Source organism: Paenibacillus sp. FSL R5-0623, assembly GCF_037974265.1.
In the GTDB taxonomy this organism is placed as follows: domain Bacteria; phylum Bacillota; class Bacilli; order Paenibacillales; family Paenibacillaceae; genus Paenibacillus.
On record NZ_CP150233.1, the window covers coordinates 1,903,479 to 1,923,966 of the forward strand.

Annotated in this window: 22 protein-coding genes and 1 riboswitch; of the genes, 19 read left to right on the forward strand and 3 right to left on the reverse strand. The window is 45.9% G+C overall.

Features of this window, described 5'->3' with window-relative positions; translation table 11 throughout:
* Positions 1–42: 42 nt before the first annotated feature.
* Positions 43–1,275: an FAD-dependent oxidoreductase gene (locus tag MKY92_RS08815; protein ID WP_339300279.1), complete on the reverse strand. Its 1,233-nt coding sequence runs from the start codon at positions 1,273–1,275 to the stop codon at positions 43–45.
* 97 nt (positions 1,276–1,372) lie between these two features.
* Here MKY92_RS08815 and MKY92_RS08820 point away from each other — a divergent pair, with 97 nt between their 5' ends.
* From MKY92_RS08820 to MKY92_RS08850, 7 genes are all read left to right on the forward strand, one after another.
* Positions 1,373–1,606, forward strand: coding sequence for a hypothetical protein (locus MKY92_RS08820; RefSeq protein WP_047842262.1), 234 nt, complete (start codon positions 1,373–1,375; stop codon positions 1,604–1,606).
* Between the two features lie 45 nt (positions 1,607–1,651).
* A complete protein-coding gene (locus MKY92_RS08825) occupies positions 1,652–2,047 on the forward strand; it encodes a spore coat protein (protein WP_124113698.1) in 396 nt (131 codons plus the stop codon).
* A 160-nt stretch (positions 2,048–2,207) separates the two neighbouring features.
* Positions 2,208–2,708 (forward strand): Lrp/AsnC family transcriptional regulator, encoded by a 501-nt coding sequence (locus MKY92_RS08830; RefSeq protein ID WP_339300281.1) that lies wholly within the window; start codon positions 2,208–2,210, stop codon positions 2,706–2,708.
* 13 nt (positions 2,709–2,721) lie between these two features.
* A complete protein-coding gene (locus tag MKY92_RS08835) occupies positions 2,722–3,930 on the forward strand; it encodes an aminotransferase class I/II-fold pyridoxal phosphate-dependent enzyme (RefSeq protein ID WP_036610094.1) in 1,209 nt (402 codons plus the stop codon).
* Positions 3,931–4,072: 142 nt separating this feature from the next.
* A complete protein-coding gene (locus MKY92_RS08840) occupies positions 4,073–4,339 on the forward strand; it encodes an aspartyl-phosphate phosphatase Spo0E family protein (RefSeq protein WP_062833452.1) in 267 nt (88 codons plus the stop codon).
* 169 nt (positions 4,340–4,508) lie between these two features.
* Positions 4,509–5,060, forward strand: a complete 552-nt coding sequence (locus MKY92_RS08845) for a hypothetical protein (RefSeq protein WP_221822945.1) — start codon at positions 4,509–4,511, stop codon at positions 5,058–5,060.
* A 37-nt stretch (positions 5,061–5,097) separates the two neighbouring features.
* On the forward strand, positions 5,098–5,640 hold the full coding sequence (locus tag MKY92_RS08850) for a bifunctional adenosylcobinamide kinase/adenosylcobinamide-phosphate guanylyltransferase (RefSeq protein WP_076209196.1): 543 nt from the start codon (positions 5,098–5,100) through the stop codon (positions 5,638–5,640).
* An 85-nt stretch (positions 5,641–5,725) separates the two neighbouring features.
* Here the strand turns inward: MKY92_RS08850 and MKY92_RS08855 are convergent, their stop codons facing one another.
* Entirely contained in the window at positions 5,726–6,337 is a 612-nt protein-coding gene (locus MKY92_RS08855; protein ID WP_339300283.1) for a DedA family protein, read from the reverse strand.
* A gap of 148 nt (positions 6,338–6,485) precedes the next feature.
* On the opposite strand from MKY92_RS08855, the gene MKY92_RS08860 reads away from it, so the two are divergent.
* From MKY92_RS08860 to MKY92_RS08895, 8 genes are all read left to right on the forward strand, one after another.
* Complete coding sequence (locus MKY92_RS08860) at positions 6,486–7,061, forward strand: cob(I)yrinic acid a,c-diamide adenosyltransferase (protein ID WP_036610088.1); 576 nt, start codon at positions 6,486–6,488, stop codon at positions 7,059–7,061.
* On the forward strand, positions 7,058–8,041 hold the full coding sequence (locus MKY92_RS08865; RefSeq protein WP_339300285.1) for an RluA family pseudouridine synthase: 984 nt from the start codon (positions 7,058–7,060) through the stop codon (positions 8,039–8,041). The genes MKY92_RS08860 and MKY92_RS08865 overlap by 4 nt, the downstream gene beginning before the upstream one ends.
* 374 nt (positions 8,042–8,415) lie before the next feature.
* On the forward strand, positions 8,416–8,781 hold the full coding sequence (locus tag MKY92_RS08870; RefSeq protein ID WP_047842267.1) for an arsenate reductase family protein: 366 nt from the start codon (positions 8,416–8,418) through the stop codon (positions 8,779–8,781).
* 138 nt (positions 8,782–8,919) lie between these two features.
* The gene (locus tag MKY92_RS08875; RefSeq protein ID WP_017689620.1) at positions 8,920–9,813 is read left to right on the forward strand and encodes a 5'-3' exonuclease H3TH domain-containing protein; all 894 of its coding nucleotides are present in this window, start codon (positions 8,920–8,922) and stop codon (positions 9,811–9,813) included.
* Between the two features lie 5 nt (positions 9,814–9,818).
* On the forward strand, positions 9,819–10,925 hold the full coding sequence (locus tag MKY92_RS08880) for a phosphodiester glycosidase family protein (RefSeq protein ID WP_339300288.1): 1,107 nt from the start codon (positions 9,819–9,821) through the stop codon (positions 10,923–10,925).
* Between the two features lie 31 nt (positions 10,926–10,956).
* Positions 10,957–11,640 (forward strand): MOSC domain-containing protein, encoded by a 684-nt coding sequence (locus MKY92_RS08885; RefSeq protein WP_339300289.1) that lies wholly within the window; start codon positions 10,957–10,959, stop codon positions 11,638–11,640.
* A 73-nt stretch (positions 11,641–11,713) separates the two neighbouring features.
* Complete coding sequence (locus MKY92_RS08890; RefSeq protein WP_339300291.1) at positions 11,714–12,592, forward strand: ROK family protein; 879 nt, start codon at positions 11,714–11,716, stop codon at positions 12,590–12,592.
* 178 nt (positions 12,593–12,770) lie between these two features.
* Positions 12,771–13,772 (forward strand): HRDC domain-containing protein, encoded by a 1,002-nt coding sequence (locus tag MKY92_RS08895; protein ID WP_339300293.1) that lies wholly within the window; start codon positions 12,771–12,773, stop codon positions 13,770–13,772.
* A gap of 80 nt (positions 13,773–13,852) precedes the next feature.
* Here MKY92_RS08895 and corA read toward each other — a convergent pair whose 3' ends face one another.
* A complete protein-coding gene (gene corA, locus MKY92_RS08900; protein ID WP_062833460.1) occupies positions 13,853–14,788 on the reverse strand; it encodes a magnesium/cobalt transporter CorA in 936 nt (311 codons plus the stop codon).
* 451 nt (positions 14,789–15,239) lie between these two features.
* Positions 15,240–15,363: riboswitch (SAM riboswitch) on the forward strand.
* A gap of 233 nt (positions 15,364–15,596) precedes the next feature.
* On the opposite strand from corA, the gene metA reads away from it, so the two are divergent.
* The 4 genes from metA (at position 15,597) to mqnC (ending at position 20,273) form a co-directional block, all read left to right on the forward strand.
* Positions 15,597–16,514, forward strand: coding sequence for a homoserine O-succinyltransferase (gene metA / locus MKY92_RS08905; RefSeq protein WP_339300295.1), 918 nt, complete (start codon positions 15,597–15,599; stop codon positions 16,512–16,514).
* Positions 16,515–16,538: 24 nt separating this feature from the next.
* A complete protein-coding gene (locus MKY92_RS08910; protein ID WP_076327044.1) occupies positions 16,539–17,726 on the forward strand; it encodes a PLP-dependent transferase in 1,188 nt (395 codons plus the stop codon).
* The gene (locus tag MKY92_RS08915) at positions 17,723–18,895 is read left to right on the forward strand and encodes an aminotransferase class I/II-fold pyridoxal phosphate-dependent enzyme (RefSeq protein ID WP_339300297.1); all 1,173 of its coding nucleotides are present in this window, start codon (positions 17,723–17,725) and stop codon (positions 18,893–18,895) included. Before MKY92_RS08910 ends, MKY92_RS08915 begins: the two co-directional genes overlap by 4 nt.
* Before the next feature lie 241 nt (positions 18,896–19,136).
* Positions 19,137–20,273, forward strand: coding sequence for a cyclic dehypoxanthinyl futalosine synthase (mqnC, locus tag MKY92_RS08920; protein WP_215076942.1), 1,137 nt, complete (start codon positions 19,137–19,139; stop codon positions 20,271–20,273).
* Positions 20,274–20,488: the final 215 nt, after the last annotated feature.

Genomic DNA, 20,488 nt, shown 5'->3' on the forward strand with positions numbered 1-20,488 from the left:
AGAACTTTCCCTGCATTGTACCCTGTTTGTATTTGTATTGGTTCATGTAGTTGGTTGTACAGGAGATGGTTTACTTGTACGTGTAAGTGAGAATAAATTCATATCAGGGTTCTGCTTGCCCGTAATGGCATCCACAATGAGAGAGGCAGCAATCATACTGTACACGGTACCGTTGCCTCCATACCCTTCAACAAAGTATGAATTCGGATAGTCTGGGTGTGGACCGATTAGCGGAAGACCATCATGGGTGCTTCCAAAAACAGCTTCCCAAGCGTAATCAACTTCGAGATCAGGTAATGGGAAATACTCGGCAATCTTCTGTAACAAAATCTCACCTTTATGAACCGCCTTGATCGCCCGTTGTTCTTCTCGAGGACGATTCTCATCAAGTCCACCAGCAAGAATTCTTCCGTCTGGAGTTGTGCGCATATATAGATAAGGTCGTTCGGTCTCCCATATCAAGCTTCGCTTATGCCAGCTGCTCAGATCCTGTAGTGGCTTGGTAGCGATAGCATATGTGCTTTGAAGGTATGCGCCTCTGTCCTTTTTGATTTCTTGTGTTTCATAGCCTGTTGAGAAAATAACATGTTTGGCACGTACAGTGCCATCAGGTGTGTAACATAGGGCACCATTTTCATCATAATCACAATGGGTTAATTCACTATGAGCGTAGACTCTTGCTCCTTGACGTGAGGCTGAATGGAATAGTGAGTGAACCAAACGAAACGGATTAACCTCGGCATCTCCGCTTGTGTATAGTGCAGCACGTTTGCTGAACGGGAACACTGCACTGATTTCTTCCTGATCCCACAGCTCTACATCAAATCCATAATGCTTCAGGTTACGATATTCTTCCTCCAGCAACGGTACATCTTCCTCGTGACTGGCGCAATACAGACTTGTGCGAGGCACAAACCAAGGATCAATCTCAAGCTTCGATGAAATTTTTTCGAGATGTTGCATGGCATCACGGCATAATTCGTAGAATCGAACACCGCGTTCTTCTCCGAATGTCTGGATACAAGAGGTGAGCCTTTTGTCATTCGTATATTGGAGCAGGCCCGTATTTGCCATACTACTGCCATAACCGATATCTCTTTTGTCAATAACAACGGTGTCAATCCCCTGATCCGTCAAAAGCTTGGCAGACAACGCGCCTCCCATTCCACCACCGATGATTAGGCAATCACAGGACAGATTTTCTTGCAAAACAGGATAATGGGGATGGGAAGTAAAGGTAGTTGGCCAAAATGTTTTTCCGTTAATAAGTTCCATAATTGATCACCTCTGTTGAATGTAGTTGAAGTATACTTTTTCAGGTTAGGGTAACAATAAATTCGCAATAACTTTAGATTAAGGAGGTCAGATATACATGCAAAACTCACAAATGCAAGCACTGAGCCCCAAGGAACTGAACTATATTGCGGATTCAATTTCCAATGAGGAAATGTTAATCAAACAATGTGCAGCTACAGCCTCCATCACACATAATCCGCAAATTCAACAGGCGCTGAATCATTATGTTCGCTCACATGAGCAGCATCTGAATACTCTTGTCAATGCGTTACAGCAACATCAATCTCTTGCACCAGCGCAATCACAGTAAAGTTCAAAACATGACAAGTTATTTCAAAGTATAGGAGGAAAATACATGTACACTCAATCTTTGTCATCTGGTGGGAATTTTATGCAAGAGCAAGATTTGTTGAAGTCGATTCTTGCAGATTTAAGACGAACTTCACGTGAATATACAACGGCAACTACTGAATCTTCCTGCCCCACGACCCGGAGAATGTTCAATGATTTAACGAACGATACATTAAGACTGCAAGGTGAACTGTTCAACCTGATGCAACAAAACAACATGTATTCCGCTTCATCCAAAGCACTTCGTCAGGATGTGGACAAACAAATCCAGTCTGCACACCAGACCCAACAGAAGTGTCAGCAATTCATTCAAGAAAAGAACACGCAGAACAGTTCATATAGCCAAGCTCCTAATGTGCCTCAGCATCAACCGAATTACGGTAACCCTTATTACATGTAACCTTTGCAAAAGAGGTTTGAAGCACCTAACGTTACAGGACCATACCACCGCTTGCCTGAATTCAGGGCAGGCGGTCTTTTGTCTATGCATCAACGTTAAATTCATGTAATATAAGTATTAATTCATTTTCAGGAACCTGGATGACGCTGGAGGGAAAACCATGAAAGATTTGAACGATCTGCAATTAAAAGTTCTGGATCTTCTAAAGGAAGACGCGAGAAGGACTCCCGCACTGCTGTCGACGCTGCTGGGGGAGTCGGAAGACAACATCAAGAACGCCGTGGCACAGCTTGAACAAGACCACGTCATCGTGAAATACGCAACCGTCGTGAACTGGAGTAAAATAGATGATGAGAAAGTAACGGCCCTGATTGAGGTGCAGATCACGCCAGAGCGTGGTCGTGGTTTTGAAGGGATTGCCGAACGCATTTATCTCTATCCACAAGTGAAGTCCGTATATCTCATGTCCGGTGCATACGATCTGCTCGTTGAAGTGGAAGGTGGCAACCTGCGTGAAGTCGCTAATTTTGTATCGGAGAAATTGTCTCCGATAGACTCTGTACTTTCTACCAAAACGAATTTTATTCTTAAAAAATATAAGCAGGACGGGATTATTTTTGAAGACCATCAGGAAGACAACCGTCTCATGATCTCGCCGTAAAGGAAGATGTGTCATGATAGTGAATGAACAGACAACCGGGAACAACAAGAAAATGACATCATATCTGGCACCTCTCGTGCAGCAGATACCTCCATCCGGAATTCGTAAATTTTTTGATCTGGTTGGAGACAACAAGGATATTATCACATTGGGTGTGGGTGAGCCTGATTTTGTTACCCCTTGGCATATGCGTGAAGCTTGTGTATACTCGCTGGAAAGAGGCATGACCAGCTACACATCCAACGCAGGTATGCCGAAGTTGAGAGAAGCCATCAGTGAATATCTGGATACGCAGTTTGATACCAAATACGATCCCAAGGATGAGATTATTGTTACTGTGGGTGGCAGTGAAGCGATTGACTTGGCTTTGCGAGCATTAATTGTACCTGGCGACGAGATTCTCATTCCTGAACCTTCGTACGTGGCTTATTCACCAATCGCTTCAATCGGTGGCGGTATACCGGTTGGTGTTGAAACCTACGCGAAAGATCAGTTTAAGTTGACTGCTGAAGCACTTGAAGCTGGCATCACACCGAAGTCGAAAGTGGTTATTCTGTGTTATCCGAGTAATCCCACTGGAGCCATCATGACGTATGAAGAGTGGCTTCCTATTGCTGAAGTGATTAAAAAGCATGATCTGATTGTGATCGCGGATGAAATCTACGCTGAATTGACGTATACGCAAAAACATGTTAGCTTTGCAGCTATCCCTGACATGAAGGAGCGGACCATTCTCGTAAGCGGATTTTCAAAGGCTTTTGCAATGACAGGTTGGCGGATTGGGTATATGTGTGGTCATCCTGAGCTTATTGCAGCCATGCTCAAAATCCATCAGTATACGGTAATGTGTGCGCCGGCCATGGGTCAGGTTGCCGCACTTGAGGCGTTGACGAATGGTTTGGGTGAGAAAGATCGGATGGTAGAATCGTATAATCAGCGTAGACGTTTAATTGTGCAGGGATTCAGGGATATTGGACTTGATTGTCATGAACCTCAGGGAGCATTCTATGCATTCCCGAGCATTCAAAAGACGGGTATGAGTTCCGACCTGTTTGCTGAACGATTGTTAACGGAGAATAAAGTGGCTGCTGTTCCGGGCAATGTTTTTGGTCCTCAGGGAGAAGGCTTCTTGCGTTGCTCTTATGCTACTTCTGTAACCCAATTAAATGAAGCTTTGGAACGAATCGGAAACTTTGTTTACAAACTGCAAAAAGAGGGTTAATACTAAAATAGAATCTTTTTACAAATGTGACATGGTTATATTGGAAAAAAATAACTTTCTTTTACAAAATAATGTGATATAATTTCAATTTGAAATAAGTTTTCATAAATTTGGAATCCATTTTTCCAAGGAGGGGTTAGCTTTGTTTTGTGTTGAATATGATTTACCGACGAATCGTGGGCACTATCTGGCAGAAGGCGATCATGGCGACCGATGGTCGGTGAAACCCGATAACGCATCTTTGCATGACATTTCCTTGGAAGATGAAATTCATATGCTTCGTCGCAAGATGGAACAGATTTTCCTCGAAGAGAAATCATTCACATCCGATATTGTAATTGAAATCAGCAGTTTGCTGGATTTAAAGATTAATGAATATATGAAGGCTAATCCGATTAAAGGAAAATAACGTTTATGCTGGATTGAAACGTTTCATTAATTGAGTTAGAAAGGGAGACCTGAGAAGGTCTTCTTTTTTTTGTGTGTAAAGGCAAGGTGATTCCCTGATAAGCCAGGTTATTTTTTTGCGTGGAACAATTGTGATATATTGGACATAGGAGACTAAAGGGGGAACTGGAATGAAGAGATTTTGGGGGCTTACTGCAATCATTTCTATCGTTTTTCTGCTTGCTGGTTGTGGAGGTAAAGATGGTTTTTCCATATTCATCATTGATAATCAAGGAAATCCATCTGTAATCTCAGAGCAGTTACAGGCCAATCTGCAACAGAAACTGGGTGAGGAACCTAAGGTGGAAGTGATTACCAGTGCAATGTATGATGTTCAGAAAATTATGGTGGAATATGCGGCTGGAGGACATGATATCTTCATTTTGCCTGAGTCCGACATGAAACAATACGGAAGTAATGGCTCCAATGTTCCGCTGGATGATACTTTTGATCCCAAGAAGTTTGAACGGGGTGTATTTGAGGGTGGAGTATTGGTAGAGAAAGGTGAAGGAGATGCAGGTTCAGATCTCAAGCAAGAATCACATCTTTACGGCATTCCGCTCGAAGATATGAAAATGTTTAAAGATGTAGAATATGCTGCGAGCAATTTGTTCGCCACCATTCCAGTGTCATCTTCCAATGTCGAAGAATCCAAAAAAGTGCTGAAGGCGCTGACAGAGTAAAGAAAATTCAGAATGGCTATGGAAGGAGGGAAGCGGATTGCTGATTACGGTCACAGGCGGCATAGGTAGTGGTAAAACCCGGTTTGCCCTCAAGTACGCAGCCGGAATTAGCCGGGAGGGTGTATATTTATCCACCGGTGATCATGATCCCGTTATTCCCGAATTGCCATCCGCTCATTATCGTGCCATTCATGCCGGGAACGGTCAGCATCTGACAGAGGTGATCACCCAGATTAATCGGGAATCCAATCTGTTTTTGGCGGATCAGCGAATTGTAATTGTAGACAGTCTGACCTCCTGGATGGCTGCCGGTTTCAGGGCAACAGAGGATCTGGATCATCAGCGTTCAGAGACACAGCTTTTGCTTGATGCTTTATTGTCTTATCAGGGGAAGTTGCTTGTGATTACCAATGAAATGCATGGTACATTGCATCCTACCGAGGAAGAACGAATATTTACAGCGAGAATGGCTTCGGTGAACCGGATGCTGCAGATACATGCTGAAAAGATGTACATGCTGGTATCCGGTCTGGCTATCGATCTTAAAAGTCAGGGCATGCGAAATGAAGATGAACGATAGCGAGATGACATAAACGGGTGACATAAAGAAGCCTCCTTAACCACGAATTGGTGGCGAGGAGGCTTTATTTATTAAGCTATCCTTTTTATTTCTGCTTTTTGCTACGTCTGATCCACCAGATGATACATCCGATGACAATGATGGCCAGAATGACGTACACTACAATGGAATAGATGTCCATAAAGTGCAAAATGCTCTCCCATGATGCGCCAAGCGCAGCACCAACGCAGACAAGAATGACATTCCAGATTAATGTACCAATGGTTGTAAAGAGAAGGAATAAACCAAATTTCATATTGGACATGCCTGCGGGAATGGAGATAAGACTACGGACGAGGGGAACCATTCGGCAGAATAATACGGTCCACATGCCATATTTGTCAAACCATGCATCGACACGGTGAATATCCTCTTTTTTGATGCGCAGAACATGTCCCCAGCGTTCCACAATTTTCTCAAGGCGTTCAACGTCAATGAGTAGACCAATACCATACAGGATCACAGCACCAAGGACAGAGCCAATAGTTGCGGCGATAATAACTCCTGGAATAGTGAGACTGGTATAGGTGGTCATGAATCCGCCAAACGGCAGGATAATTTCGGATGGAATCGGGGGAAATACGTTCTCAAGAGCAATAATGAGTGCAATGCCTATGTAGCCGTATTGTTCCATGAAATCGGTTATCCAGTTTTGCATAATCGTCTCCTTTACTTTTGGTTTCCTTTGATTTGTCGTATACTCGGCAGAGCACACCAATTCTTATATACGTGTAAAGCGATAAAGGGGTTTCTGAAAAAATGGCATTCCCGTATTCATTATTATATTACCAATTGGAGGGATAACGATGGGCATATATACACGAACAGGTGACGAAGGACAGACTTCGGTCATCGGTGGACGCGTCATCAAGGATGATGACCGAGTTGAGGCTTATGGCACGATTGATGAATTGAACTGTTTTGTAGGCCAAGCGATCAGCCTTATTGACTCTGCTCAAGGGGAATTCGAAGATCTGCGTGAACATCTGCTGGAAGTTCAGCAGGAACTGTTTGATTGCGGGTCGGATCTGGCCTTTGTGAAGATTAGTGAGACCAAATATAAGGTGAGAGATGAGATGGTCACACGTCTGGAACAATGGATCGACCAGTATGATGCAGAGAATCCAAAAGTGGAACGGTTCATTATTCCAGGTGGCAGTCAGCTGTCTTCTGCTCTTCATGTGTGCCGTACTGTATGTCGTCGCGCAGAGCGTCGCACAGTAACACTTGGACAACATACAGATATTAATCCGTCTGTACGGCGGTATCTAAACCGACTGTCTGATTACTTCTTCGTGGTTGCACGGACAGCCAACGCGAGACAACAGGTGGCGGATATTGAATATGTGCGGAGCAAAAAAGTCTTCCGCCGCAAAGAATGAGCCAGTATTATTCGCCAATTGTCTACACGGTGACCGAACAAGAAGATGGCTGGCTGCTGAAGACCGTGCTTCAGCGCCGGCTGCTGGTTTCGCGTAAGCTGTTGTCCAAAATTAAGCTGACGGAGCAAGGTGTCATGTTAAATGGAGAGCGCGTATACATTAGCGTGAAGGTAGCTGCGGGTGATATCGTTGAAGTTCGGATGGAGCAAGAGGAATCGGATGATATTTTGCCTGAACCTATTCCGTTTACCGTTCTGTATGAAGATGAGCACTTGCTTATTGTCAACAAGGATGCGGGCATCATCGTTCATCCGACGCATGGACATTATACGGGTACTTTGGCAAATGGCGTTGTTCATTACTGGAAAACCAAAGGCGAGCGTTTCCGGTTTAGACCGATTCATCGTCTTGATCAGGAAACGTCAGGTGTTCTTGCTATAGCCAAGAACCCTTATGTCCATCAACATGTCTCTGAACAGATGATCGCTGGAACAGTGGACAAGAAATATATTGCACTTGTGCACGGCAGCCCTGTCCCGGAACAAGGGGCGGTGGACGGACCGATTGACCGCGATCCTGAAGAGCCACACCGCCGAATCGTAACACCTGATGGTTATGCTGCAAGAACGTTGTACACGACCGTAACACGTTGGTCAGAGGGCAGCGCCAGTGCGATAAGCCTCAAGCTGGAAAGTGGCAGAACCCATCAGATCAGGGTACATATGACGTCCATCGGCTGTCCATTAATCGGTGATCGAATGTACAAGACACTACGTGTGCACGAGATCGATGAGCAGACCATGGCTGTTCGGGATGAACGGGACAGCTGGATCGAACGCCAGGCCTTGCATGCCTGTGAGCTGACGTTCGAACATCCCATTCTACAGGAACGCATAACGTTCCAGGCTCCTTTTCCAGCAGATATGGCTGCGCTGGAGAAGCGTTTGAATGATGAGGCAGCTCCCAGAGAAGAACTGTAGGAAGTTGCGATGAGGGACTTAGATCTGCACCTCGTATCGCAGTTTTCTGCACACCCCGTCCCTGCTTGGCAGTCAACCTTGGTTGGCTAACTTGTGTGAGGGATGCTTCATGCACCCGAACAGCATGCCGTAGGCTAATCTATATGTTCTATGGTTAATGTATTGATGTTTAGCATTTTCATGTTAAATCTTTTAAGATTTAGACCCAAAAAAATATAGCGAATGTGTGTTTTTGATCTCATTCGCCAAAGTCAGTAAAGTTGCATGGCGATGGTATCGATTTGGAGCGACTTTTGGATTTGCGAAGCAAACCAAGGGAAGCGACAAGTCGAAACCGGAGCCACACCGGAGCCACACTAGGAGGAACACATACCATGAGTAACTTAAAAATATATCAATATGCCAAATGCGGCACATGTCGCAAAGCTGTAAAATGGCTTGAAGCTCAAGGACATGAGCTGGAGTTAATCCCTATTTTTGACTCACCGCCATCAGAATCTGAACTAACAGAACTCATCCAAAAGAGTGGACTGGAAGTGAAAAAGTTCTTTAATACGAGTGGGGAAGTATATAAAGAACAACAATTGAAGGACAAGCTTCCAGGCATGTCCGCTGATGAACAGATTCGTTTACTGGCTTCCAATGGTCGTCTGATCAAACGTCCGATCGTTACGGATGGAGAAAAGGTGACGGTTGGATTCAAGGAAGAAACGTACGAGCAGGAATGGAATAACGCATAAACGCGCTGAATATTAGCCTTGAATTGTTCAAAATTCAGGGCTTTTTTGGCTGAACGATGGTTGGCGGAACTATGCTATAATGATAGAATTAGTTTCGTATTTTATATGCTAGATTTAGATAGGAGAGAACAAATTCAAGTGAATCAACGTAATGAACCTACTTTGTTGCTGGTAGACGGTATGGCGGTGTTGTTCCGTGCTTTTTATGCGACATCTGCAAGCGGATATATCAGACGTACAAAGGCAGGATTGCCTACCAACGCAGTCTACGGATTTATCCGTTATTTCTGGGATGCGGTTCAGACTTTTGGGCCAAGTCATGTCGTATGTTGTTGGGATATGGGCGGTAAGACGTTCCGCGGTGAAGAATACGCAGCTTACAAAGGCAACCGGGCGGAAGCTCCGGACGACCTGATTCCCCAGTTTGCCCTGATCCGTGAAGTGATGGATAGCCTGGGTATTCCAAATATAGGTGCACAAGGATTCGAAGCTGACGATTGTATCGGGACACTTGCGAAGTATTATACCGAAGAGACAGATATGAATGTTATGGTACTGACGGGTGACCACGACATGTTGCAACTGATCAATGATCGCACAAGTATCATTATTATGAAAAAAGGCCATGGCAACTACATGGTGTACAACCCTGAAACGCTCATGGCTGAGAAACAACTGACACCTCGTCAAGTGATTGACATGAAGGGTCTGATGGGAGACGCCAGCGACAATTATCCCGGAGTACGGGGAATTGGTGAGAAAACAGCGTTGAAGCTTGTACAGGAATACGGTTCCATTGAAGGGATTCTGAGCAACATGGATAAACTAACCCCTTCGGTGCGTAACAAGATCGAGAATGATCTGGACATGCTTCATCTGTCCCGCAAACTGGCAGAGATTCATTGTGCTGTTCCGGTTGCCTGTGCGCTGGATATCTGTGAATTGCGTCTTGACCCGGATATGGTGATGGACAAGTTTGAACAACTTGAGATGAAGAGCCTTGGCTCTTGGATGGGAGTGGCAATAGGGTGAGCAACATGAAGAACGTACGAACAGGCAAAAAGTGGTGGACAGGGGCTATGGCCCTCGTCCTGGTCTTGCCCGTAATTCTTTCGGGAGCAGTAAGTGCACCACAGACAGTGGATGCCAAAGCAGCAATTAGCACCAAAGTACAGAAAGTAAAAGCAGCAGGACGTAATTTTACCGTACAGACCATTTCGATTCCAAAGGGAACACCGGTTACCGTGGGACTCGCGAAGAAGCAAGTGGGCCAGACGGCAACATTGCCATCAATCGTGAAAGCCTATGGTGCACAAGCAGCCATTAACGGAGCATTTTTTGAAGCATACAACGGAGCACCAGATCCATATGGCATGTTAATAGCAAATGGTAAGGTCATACATATTGGAAGATACGGAACATCCATCGGATTTAAGGAAGACGGCTCGGCGATCATGGACTCACTTCAGGTGAGTTTGACAGGTAAAGTAACGGATACCAAAGGTAAATCACGCAGTTGGTATGCCACCTTTATTAATCGAACGCCTTCGGCGAACGCAAGCATTACGATGCTGTATACGCCTGAACGAGGTGCCACAGTCGGGTTCAAAGGTGGCACTGCGGTTGTCATGGAGAAAGGTATCGTGACCAAAAAAGTGCCCAATACAAATGTAGCGATTCCTAAGAATGGCTCGGTATTGGTCTTCACAGGCAACCAAAAGTCTTCTTCAGACCGTTTCACCGTTGGTTCGACCGTAGAAATGAATTATAAGTATACGAACGCAGCAGGCAAAGAGATCCCTTGGCAAGATGTAGTTACTGCTGTTGGGGCAGGACCACGTCTGGTAAAAGACGGCAAGGTAGCTGTCAATCCGACGAGCGAAGGTTTCAAGGATGCCAAGATTCTTAATGCTTCCGGAGCCAGAAGTGGTATTGCGATTATGGCAGACGGTTCTGTTATGCTGGCTACCGTTTCCGGAGCGACAATCAAGGAGTGGGCAGCGGTGATGCAGAAGCTTGGTGCCAAACAGGCCATGAACCTGGATGGCGGTGCTTCCTCGGGTATGTATGCCGGGGGCAAAATGCTGACTTCTCCAGGCCGGCTCTTGAGTAATACACTGGTATTTGGCGGCTCTGTGCGTTAAAAGAAAGTGATTATTGGGAGGTATGACGCAAATGACACTCACATCTGATCGAAAGCCAGGGGAGGGTACAGCTGTTCTGGCCATTAATGTAGGGTTGCCGCAGCCGCTCCCTGGGCAGAAGCGTGAAGTGCTGAGCGGCATTGTGAAACATCCTGTATCCGACGCGGTTTTCCTGTCATTCACTGGAATGACAGGGGACTCGCAGGCGGATCTGGTGCATCATGGCGGCCCTGACAAAGCCGTTTGTGTATACGATTACAGTCGTTATACGGTGCTGGAACAGCTGATGGATCGCAAGCTGAACTGGGGAGCTTGTGGAGAAAATCTGACAGTTGAAGGCTGTGCCGAAGAAGATGTCCGGATTGGTGATGTGTACGAGTTGGGCGAAGCCACAGTACAGGTCAGTCAGCCCAGACAACCTTGCTTCAAACTGGGTGCGAGGTATGACTATAAGGAGTTGCCTGTTTATTTTCAGGAGAGTGGACATACCGGCTTTTACTTTCGTGTACTGCAAGAAGGGGAGGTTCGGCCTTCATCGATATTTCGACGAATCAGCACCGATCCTTCATCCATGACGGTTCTTGAAGCCAATCGAATTATGCATCAGGGGAAAGAAGATATGGAAGGTATTCAGGCGTTACTGGCCATACCTGCGCTGTCAGACAGCTGGAGGCAAACGTTAATGAAACGATTGTCCAAGCTGGCGAACAAGTAGCAGGGTAATTATAGTGTTATCAAGAAAAGTAATCCGAATTCCTTTTTTAAACTAACTTGGGAGTGTGACTAACATGACGATCTTAGGCGCAATTGAAGCAGGCGGAACCAAATTTGTATGTGGTATTGGCACAGAGAACGGAGAAGTTCTGGAACGCGTAAGTTTTCCAACAACAACACCGGAAGAGACAATGGCTCAAGTGATTTCATTTTTTGAAGGCAAAGGCATTGAAGCTCTGGGTGTAGGTTCATTCGGTCCGATTGATCCGATTGAAGGAAGCCCAACATATGGCTATATCACAACAACACCAAAACCACATTGGGGACAGTATAACGTGATTGGCAAGCTCAAGGAGCATTTTAATGTGCCGATGACATTTGATACGGATGTGAATGGTGCGGCACTTGGAGAAGCAACCTGGGGCGCTGCACAAGGTCTTGAGAGCTGTCTGTATATCACTGTGGGTACAGGTATTGGTGCTGGCGCTGTGGTTGGTGGTAAAATGGTCCATGGATTGTCACATCCTGAGATGGGACATATCATTGTACGCAGACATCCGGAGGATACATACGAAGGTTTCTGTCCGTATCATGGTGACTGCCTCGAAGGTCTTGCAGCAGGACCAGCCATTAACAAACGTTGGGAGCAACCGGCTTATGAACTGCCTGCAGATCATAAAGCTTGGGAGATCGAAGCGCATTATCTGGCGCATGCACTGATGAATTATGTTCTGATTCTCTCTCCGCAGAAAATCGTCATGGGTGGCGGAGTAATGAAGCAGGAGCACCTGTTCCCGATGGTGCGTAGCAAACTGCAGGAGTTGCTGGCAGGATACGTTCAGCATCCGGCGCTTCAATCCGACATTGACCAGTATGTTGTGTCACCAGGACTTGGAGACAATGCGGGTCTGTGTGGTTCGCTGGCGCTTGCCAAGTTGGCATTGAATAAATAGGTTATTAAGGGATTGACGAATTTTACCATTGTGGTATGATATGGGCAACAGCATAGTACGGTTAATGAGGAAGCACCTCTCTTGCATGGATTTTGCAGGAGGGGTGTTTTTTTTGTGCTGCCTGTAGGTAGCGTAACTAACCCGTATAGGCTGAAATGTTAAAGGGAGGGAACAGAAAATGGAAGTCATTTTCATGAACAGATTGTCTAAAATGTCAGATCAGAATGCAGAGTATGCACAGCTATGGATTGGGGAGGAGGAAGATAGTTGGCAGCTGGGATGGAGCCGCTACGAGGAAGGAGAGCGTGAGGACAGCATCTGGTATGAAGGGACTTCTTGGGAGGAGCTGCTTCATATTTACCGTCTTCAGCTTGCGATACAGATGAGTGAGGGGTACCGACCGCAGTTGCAGGGGTTATTTCATGAGAATGATGATCTGAAATCACGCAGTTATGGTGGACAGCGCCTCCATTGTTATAGTGAGTTATATGGCAATGAGCAATTATATACGGATCTGTGCACATGGCGCAGGAAGAGAGCTGTGTCTGACCGGAAGGCACCGTATTTTGTTGCAACGAATCGTCTGCTGCGTTTGATCAGTGCCTTCGTTCCGCAATCGCTGGATGAACTGATGCAACTGCCGGGCGTGGGAGAGAGCAAAGCAACTGAGTATGGTACGGAATGGATGGAGATTACAAGCGGGTTGGAGCGTTCAACGACATTCCCGCTGGACTGGGTATATACGGCGCTGAAGGAAGAAGAGTATGAGAGTTGGTTATACAAGCAGAGAGAGCAGAAGTACAAGCAAGAACTGGATAAGTTCACCACGCGCAAGCAGGTGCTTGAAGGCATGAAGGAAGGATATACGTTAGAAGAGATTGTTAATCGATCCGGATTATCCCGACGCGAATTGATTGAGCTGTTGGAGACACTAGATCTCGAAGGTTATGACATTGATTGTCTTCTTGATGTGGAGCTGGCAGTGATGCCAGAGAACGAACAAGAGGCCGTATGGAGTGCGTATGAGGAGCTGGGAGATACGTTCCTGAAGCCAGTATTACATAAGGTGTATGGAGGAGAGAAACCCGATGGAGGAAGTCTGGAGCAGGTCTATGAAAGACTGCGTATGATTCGAATCCGCTTTCGTCGGCACGCAGAGACAGAGAAGAATGTTGGTTAATGATCAGAAATAAAAAGAAATGAAAAAAGACGAGGCGTTTCTCCCGGAGGAGCGCTTCGTCTTTGTTATTTCATATGAGTTCATACCCAGTCTTTCTTGCGGAAAATGAAGAACATGCTCAGGCCCAGGGTAACCATCAGGCCAATCACAACAAAATAGCTGTATTTCCAGTTAAGCTCTGGCATATTCGTAAAGTTCATGCCGTATATACCCGTAATGACCGTCAGCGGCATGAAGACCGTGGTAATGGCGGTAAATACACGCATGATCTCATTCGCCCGGTTCGCAATACTGGATTGGTAGGCTTCTCGCAAGTTGCCCATCAGGTCGCGATAAGTCTCAAAGGTTTCAGATATTTTAACAGCATTCTCATAGATGTCACTGAAATACTTTTGCAGTTGATCATCGATGAGACGCAGATCTTTTTTGTTCAGGGTGTTAATGACCTCTTTCTGAGGTCCAAGCACTTTTTTCAGCCACAGAATCTCACTGCGCAGCCCGATAATCTCATTTAGATGTGACTTTTTGGTGTGCATCAGAATGTCTTCCTCAAGCTTCTCGATCCGTGCTTCAATTCGATCACCTACGGTGAAATAATTATCAACAATCAAGTCAACCAGCAAATACAGCAGACGATCCGGTGTACTGATTTCCTGTTCCCACAGGATTGGTTTCAGTGTGCGCAATTCGCTGACCTTTTGTTTGGTAACACTAATAATGAAATGTCTGCCGAGGAATAAGTTGACCGCACGTAGAAATATCTCTTCATCATCGAAACGGATGCTATTAATCACAATAAAATAATGGTTCTCATAAATTTCAATCTTCGGACGTTGTTCTTCGTCACTGAGACAGTCTTCCACAGCCAGATCATGCATCAAGAACAGCGGCTGAAGTACCGCCAAATCGTCTACGTCTGCATCAATCCAGTAAAATCCTTCCGCTGGTGGAGTCAGCGCCTGCTGAATGTCGTCCACCGGAATAAATACACCGTTGTTTACCAACCGGATTTTCATCGTTAATCTACTCCTTCTGCACCCGCCAACTTGGCGGATATTATCATTATGGGCGCAAAAAGAACAAATCAGCCGGTCGGCAGCGGAGCCTGGAGATCAGGGCTGCGTTCACTATATAATCAAACGGAAGTCACGTCCCGCTGCCGGCATGCTGATGTCAATTCTCTATGCAGTTTGTCGGAATTCGGCTGCCAGTCAGGCCTCGGGTCGCCATCCATTTAATATGTCACCTCTCACATAAGGGTTTATAACACCTTGTTTAGTATACCGCTGGTACAAGGTGCTTTCAAGCGCAAAAATGTGTCTATTTCGCGCCCTGAGGCAGTGTATGACAACGGATGATGAACGGTTCCGATCTGGGAAGCAGACATCGAACTGCATCTTGACGTGAGGGCATTAATGTAATAAAGTAGACGGTGAACCATATTTAATTACAATCTAATACAGCGAAATCTTATCAAGAGTAGGTGGAGGGACTGGCCCGATGAAACCCGGCAACCGGCGGTATACCGCACGGTGCTAATTCTTGCAGCGACTAAGTGTCAAGTGGCACTGTTGTAACTGAGAGATGAGAGAGGCGCATATCTTTTTTACATATGACCTTTCTCGAATCCGAGGAAGGTCTTTGTTATATGCCCCGACTTCTCAGCAGTGATTTTCGCTAAGGAACTTGAGGTTGTTTGTAACGTTGGATGAAAGAGCAATTCAATGTTTTCACAAGCTCAAGGCAGTCTATAACTGTATTGATGTGAAGACATCAAGCCAGGGTGGCTGCATCTATCTATGCACAAGGAGGAGTTAGATTATTATGCCAATCAAAATACCCGATACTCTGCCAGCAAAAGAAGTACTTGAAGGAGAGAATATCTTCGTCATGGATGAAACTTCTGCATATCAGCAGGATATTCGTCCACTCCGTATCGCTATATTAAACCTGATGCCCACAAAGGAAACGACCGAAACACAATTGCTTCGTCTGGTGGGAAACACGCCTATTCAGGTGGATGTCGTTCTCGTACATCCCAAATCCCATACGTCGAAGAATACGTCTCAGGAGTATTTGGATCTGTTCTATAAAACCTTTGATGAGATTGAGCACCGCCGTTTCGATGGAATGATCATTACGGGTGCCCCGGTGGAACAGATGGATTTCGAAGACGTGAACTATTGGAATGAAATCCAGGAGATCTTCGAATGGACCAAAACCAATGTGACTTCAACCCTCCACATATGCTGGGCATCCCAGGCAGGTTTATACCATCATTTTGACGTACCCAAGGTTGCACTTGATGAAAAGTGTTTTGGCGTTTTCCCACATACCATCAATAAACCACATGTTCCATTGTTGCGTGGATTCGATGAAGTATTCAACGTTCCACATTCCCGTCATACGGAAGTGAGACGCGAAGATATTGAAAATAATGAGAATTTAGAGATTTTGGCTGAATCCGAGGAAGCGGGGATCTTCCTGGTTGCTACCAAAGACGGCAAACAGATTTTTGCCACAGGACATGCCGAGTATGACCCGTTCTCATTAAAGTGGGAGTATGACCGGGATGCAGCCAAAGGGTTGGATATCGCATTGCCTAGGCATTATTATCCGAATGACGACCCTTCCCGTGTGCCACCGGCTACTTGGCGCGCTCATGCCAACTTATTATTCTCTAACTGGCTCAATTACTATGTGTATCAAGAAACACCTTACGATATTGGCCCGCAAATCTAATCGAGATTACAGGAGGATGCAGCAATGGAAGACAACAACAAGTTGAAAATCGAAAGCCGCTTAGCACAAATTGGGTCCATCAATGAACCGGTAACAGGCGCCATTAACTTTCCGATCTATCAATCCACTGCGTTTCGCCACCCGAAGCTTGGACAAAGCACGGGGTTTGATTATATTCGTACGACTAATCCAACCCGTAAAGTATTGGAAGAAGCCGCCGCAGCGCTGGAGTCCGGTGATGCAGGGTTTGCCTGTAGCTCGGGAATGGCCGCGCTGCAAACGATCTTTGCCATGTTTGGTCAAGGGGATCATCTGATTGTATCGCTGGATCTGTATGGTGGAACCTATCGTCTGCTGGAACGTATTCTGTCCCGTTTCGGCGTAACTGCTAGTTATGTGGACACGAATGACCTTGCAGCACTGGAGAAGGTTCGTCAGCCGAATACCAAAGCTGTATTTATTGAGACACCAACCAATCCACTGATGATGATCACCGATGTGGAAGCCGTTGCTTCCTGGGCGAAAAGTTACAACCTGTTGACCATTGTTGACAACACGTTGTTGACTCCATTTTTCCAACGTCCGATTGAACTGGGTGCCGATATCATCATTCATAGTGCTACCAAATATCTGGGCGGACACAATGATGTGCTGGCGGGACTAATTATAACCAAGGGTGAGGCGTTATCTGCAGAGATGGCGTTCCTGCATAATTCCATTGGAGCGGTATTATCTCCAAGTGACTCCTACCAGTTGATGAAAGGTATGAAAACGCTGGCTCTTCGCATGGAGCGTCATGAGCACAATGCACTTACCATTGCCAAATACTTGCTTGAACACCCAGCGGTGGTGGAAGTGTATCATCCAGGCCTATCCGATCATCCGGGGTATGAGATACAGAACAAACAATCCACGGGTAACACAGGTATCTTCTCTTTCAAAGTGAAGGATGCACGTTATGTTGAACCGTTGCTGCGTCATATCAAACTCATTGCTTTTGCCGAAAGTCTCGGCGGAGTCGAATCACTCATGACTTATCCGGCAGTACAGACTCATGCGGATATTCCGCTTGAAATTCGTGAAGCCGTAGGTGTGGATGACCGTCTGCTCCGGTTCTCCGTGGGCATTGAACATGCGGATGATCTGATTGCAGATCTCGGCAATGCTCTGACAGCTGCACAGCAGGAAGTGGAAGGAGGCGTGCACTCATGAGTGAGTCCAACAACAAGCCCAATTCCGAGTTGAAATTTGATACCAAGTTGCTTCATTTCGGCGATGAGATTGACAAAACGACTGGAGCCTCCAGTGTACCGATCTATCAAGCATCAACGTTCCATCATTTTGATATCTTCAATCCGCCTCAGCATGACTACAGTCGTTCGGGTAATCCGACACGTCAGGCTTTGGAAGATTACATCACATTGCTGGAGGGCGGCGCACGAGGCTTCGCCTATTCTTCGGGGATGGCTGCGATATCAAGCGTGTTCATGATGTTCTCCGCAGGGGACCACATGATTGTAACGGAAGACGTATATGGAGGTACGTATCGTTTGCTTACTTCCATATTAAGCCGTATGCAGATCGAGACAACCTTTGTAGACATGACCAATATAGATGAAGTAAAAGCGGCACTCAAGCCAAACACCAAGGCAGTTTATATGGAAACACCATCCAACCCTACACTGCGAATTACGGATATCGCTACTGTAACTGACTGGTCGAAGGAACATGACCTGATCACGATTCTGGATAACACCTTTATGACACCGTACTATCAGCGTCCAATTGAGCTTGGTGTGGACATCGTCGTACATAGTGCTACGAAGTTTCTCGGAGGTCACAGTGATGTACTGGCAGGGTTAGCCGTTGCTCGCACGGAATCACTTGGCGTACAACTGAAACAGTTGCAAAATGGACTTGGAACTGTACTCGGGGCACAAGAATCCTGGCTTCTGATGCGCGGGATGAAAACCTTGGGAGCTCGCATGGCTCATAGTGAACGGAGCACAGCCAAACTGGCGGCATGGCTTAATGAGCGCAGTGATATTACCGCTGTCTTTTATCCTGGACTGGAGGATCATCCGGGCCGTGAGGCACATGAGCGCCAGTCCACAGGATATGGAGCTGTCGTTTCATTTGACGTCGGTTCAGGTGATCGCGCAAAAGCAGTTCTTAACCGGGTGAAGCTCCCCATTGTTGCTGTAAGCTTGGGAGCTGTGGAGAGTATTCTGTCCTACCCAGTGATGATGTCTCACGCTGCAATGCCGGCTGAGGTTCGCCGTGACCGTGGCATTACAGATGGGTTGCTGCGCTTCTCTGTAGGTCTGGAAGATATCGAAGATCTGATTGTAGATTTGGAACAAGCACTTCAGGAATCATAGCAAAAGTGGATGATTGAATACGCCGAAGCGTATCACTTAAGTTCGAAATAATTCTTTTCCATATGTAAAAATTTTTACTTATTTTTAAAGCACCTGTACATAAGGTGCTTTTTTTCACATGTAACCTGTGTTACGATATGTGGAGTACAGAAATACGATGTTGCCACCAGAACTTGCTTCTCTTGAACAAGTTGGGACGGATCGTTATATAATTTCTCTTCATGAGGGAGGCTTTTTTACGATGAGTACGGTAGACCGTATCTTAGATAAAGCCCTTCGGGGCGAACGTTTGGACTTGGAAGACACGATTCAGCTATTTGAATCCAATGAAGTGGACAAAATCGGGGCTGCTGCTAATGTCATTATGAAACGCATGCACCCTGAACCATACAGAACATTTGTAATCGGGCGTAACGTCAACTACACGAACGTGTGTGATGTGTACTGCCGTTTTTGTGCTTTTTACCGCAGACCTGGCTCGGATGAAGGTTATGTACTTCCAGACGAAGTTATTTTCCAGAAGATTCAGGAAACGGAAGATGTGAATGGTACCGAGATTTTGATGCAAGGTGGAACGAATCCAAACTTGCCTTTCAGCTATTACACAGACCTGTTGAAAGCCATCAAAGAGCGTTTCCCAAACATCACGATGCACTCTTTCTCCCCAGCGGAGATTATGAAAATGGTTGAAGTATCCGATGGCCTTACATTGGAAGAGGTTGTTCGTGCTATTCACGAAGCTGGACTGGATTCCTTGCCTGGCGGCGGCGCTGAAATTCTGGATGACCGCACACGTCGGAAGATCAGCCGCTTGAAAGGTTCATGGCGGGATTGGATGGACGTTATGCAAACTGCACACCGCATCGGTATGAACACCACGGCAACGATGGTTATCGGACTTGGTGAATCGATGGAAGAGCGTGCATTACACTTGCTCCGTGTACGTGAAGCTCAGGACGAATGTATTGCGAACAAGTATGACTCCGAAGGTTTCCTGGCATTCATTCCTTGGACTTTCCAGCCAGACAATACCAACCTTAAGCTGGAGCGTCAGACTCCGGAAGAGTACTTGAAGACTGTAGCCATCAGCCGACTGGTGCTGGATAATATCAAGAACATCCAATCCTCATGGGTTACCATGGGTCCGGAGATCGGTAAGAAGTCGCTTGAATTTGGCTGTAATGACTTCGGTAGCACGATGATTGAAGAGAACGTTGTATCTGCTGCTGGTGCAACTTATAAAGTTAACATTGAATCCATTCTCCGTTTGATTCGGGAGTCCGGTTATATCCCGGCACAACGTAACACTCGATACGAGATTGTGCGCATGTTCGACGAAGAGAATTCCGTGCATGAAGATTTCGTAATGCAGAACTAATCCTGATGATTTGAATACTACTTCCATAACTGCTGATCGTTAGATAAGTATTTATGAAGCTAAGCCCGCTGACTACTCTGTTTGGAGAGACGGCGGGCTTTTTGATTTCTTTCTGCGGTTCGAGGTCATCAAACAGTACATGTTACGCAATTGCCGATATTTTATATTGAAATTGAACTGTTACAATGAAAGGGAACTTGTGTAGTCAGACACGC

What these genes read in the sequence shown, in the direction of transcription:
- MKY92_RS08815 (WP_339300279.1), bottom strand. Translation starts at nt 1,275, where the DNA reads ATGGAACTTATTAACGGAAAAACATTTTGGCCAACTACCTTTACTTCC.
- MKY92_RS08820 (WP_047842262.1), top strand. Translation starts at nt 1,373, where the DNA reads ATGCAAAACTCACAAATGCAAGCACTGAGCCCCAAGGAACTGAACTAT.
- MKY92_RS08825 (WP_124113698.1), top strand. Translation starts at nt 1,652, where the DNA reads ATGTACACTCAATCTTTGTCATCTGGTGGGAATTTTATGCAAGAGCAA.
- MKY92_RS08830 (WP_339300281.1), top strand. Translation starts at nt 2,208, where the DNA reads ATGAAAGATTTGAACGATCTGCAATTAAAAGTTCTGGATCTTCTAAAG.
- MKY92_RS08835 (WP_036610094.1), top strand. Translation starts at nt 2,722, where the DNA reads ATGATAGTGAATGAACAGACAACCGGGAACAACAAGAAAATGACATCA.
- MKY92_RS08845 (WP_221822945.1), top strand. Translation starts at nt 4,509, where the DNA reads ATGAAGAGATTTTGGGGGCTTACTGCAATCATTTCTATCGTTTTTCTG.
- MKY92_RS08855 (WP_339300283.1), bottom strand. Translation starts at nt 6,337, where the DNA reads ATGCAAAACTGGATAACCGATTTCATGGAACAATACGGCTACATAGGC.
- MKY92_RS08860 (WP_036610088.1), top strand. Translation starts at nt 6,486, where the DNA reads ATGGGCATATATACACGAACAGGTGACGAAGGACAGACTTCGGTCATC.
- MKY92_RS08865 (WP_339300285.1), top strand. Translation starts at nt 7,058, where the DNA reads ATGAGCCAGTATTATTCGCCAATTGTCTACACGGTGACCGAACAAGAA.
- MKY92_RS08870 (WP_047842267.1), top strand. Translation starts at nt 8,416, where the DNA reads ATGAGTAACTTAAAAATATATCAATATGCCAAATGCGGCACATGTCGC.
- MKY92_RS08880 (WP_339300288.1), top strand. Translation starts at nt 9,819, where the DNA reads ATGAAGAACGTACGAACAGGCAAAAAGTGGTGGACAGGGGCTATGGCC.
- MKY92_RS08885 (WP_339300289.1), top strand. Translation starts at nt 10,957, where the DNA reads ATGACACTCACATCTGATCGAAAGCCAGGGGAGGGTACAGCTGTTCTG.
- MKY92_RS08890 (WP_339300291.1), top strand. Translation starts at nt 11,714, where the DNA reads ATGACGATCTTAGGCGCAATTGAAGCAGGCGGAACCAAATTTGTATGT.
- MKY92_RS08895 (WP_339300293.1), top strand. Translation starts at nt 12,771, where the DNA reads ATGGAAGTCATTTTCATGAACAGATTGTCTAAAATGTCAGATCAGAAT.
- corA (WP_062833460.1), bottom strand. Translation starts at nt 14,788, where the DNA reads ATGAAAATCCGGTTGGTAAACAACGGTGTATTTATTCCGGTGGACGAC.
- metA (WP_339300295.1), top strand. Translation starts at nt 15,597, where the DNA reads ATGCCAATCAAAATACCCGATACTCTGCCAGCAAAAGAAGTACTTGAA.
- MKY92_RS08910 (WP_076327044.1), top strand. Translation starts at nt 16,539, where the DNA reads ATGGAAGACAACAACAAGTTGAAAATCGAAAGCCGCTTAGCACAAATT.
- MKY92_RS08915 (WP_339300297.1), top strand. Translation starts at nt 17,723, where the DNA reads ATGAGTGAGTCCAACAACAAGCCCAATTCCGAGTTGAAATTTGATACC.
- mqnC (WP_215076942.1), top strand. Translation starts at nt 19,137, where the DNA reads ATGAGTACGGTAGACCGTATCTTAGATAAAGCCCTTCGGGGCGAACGT.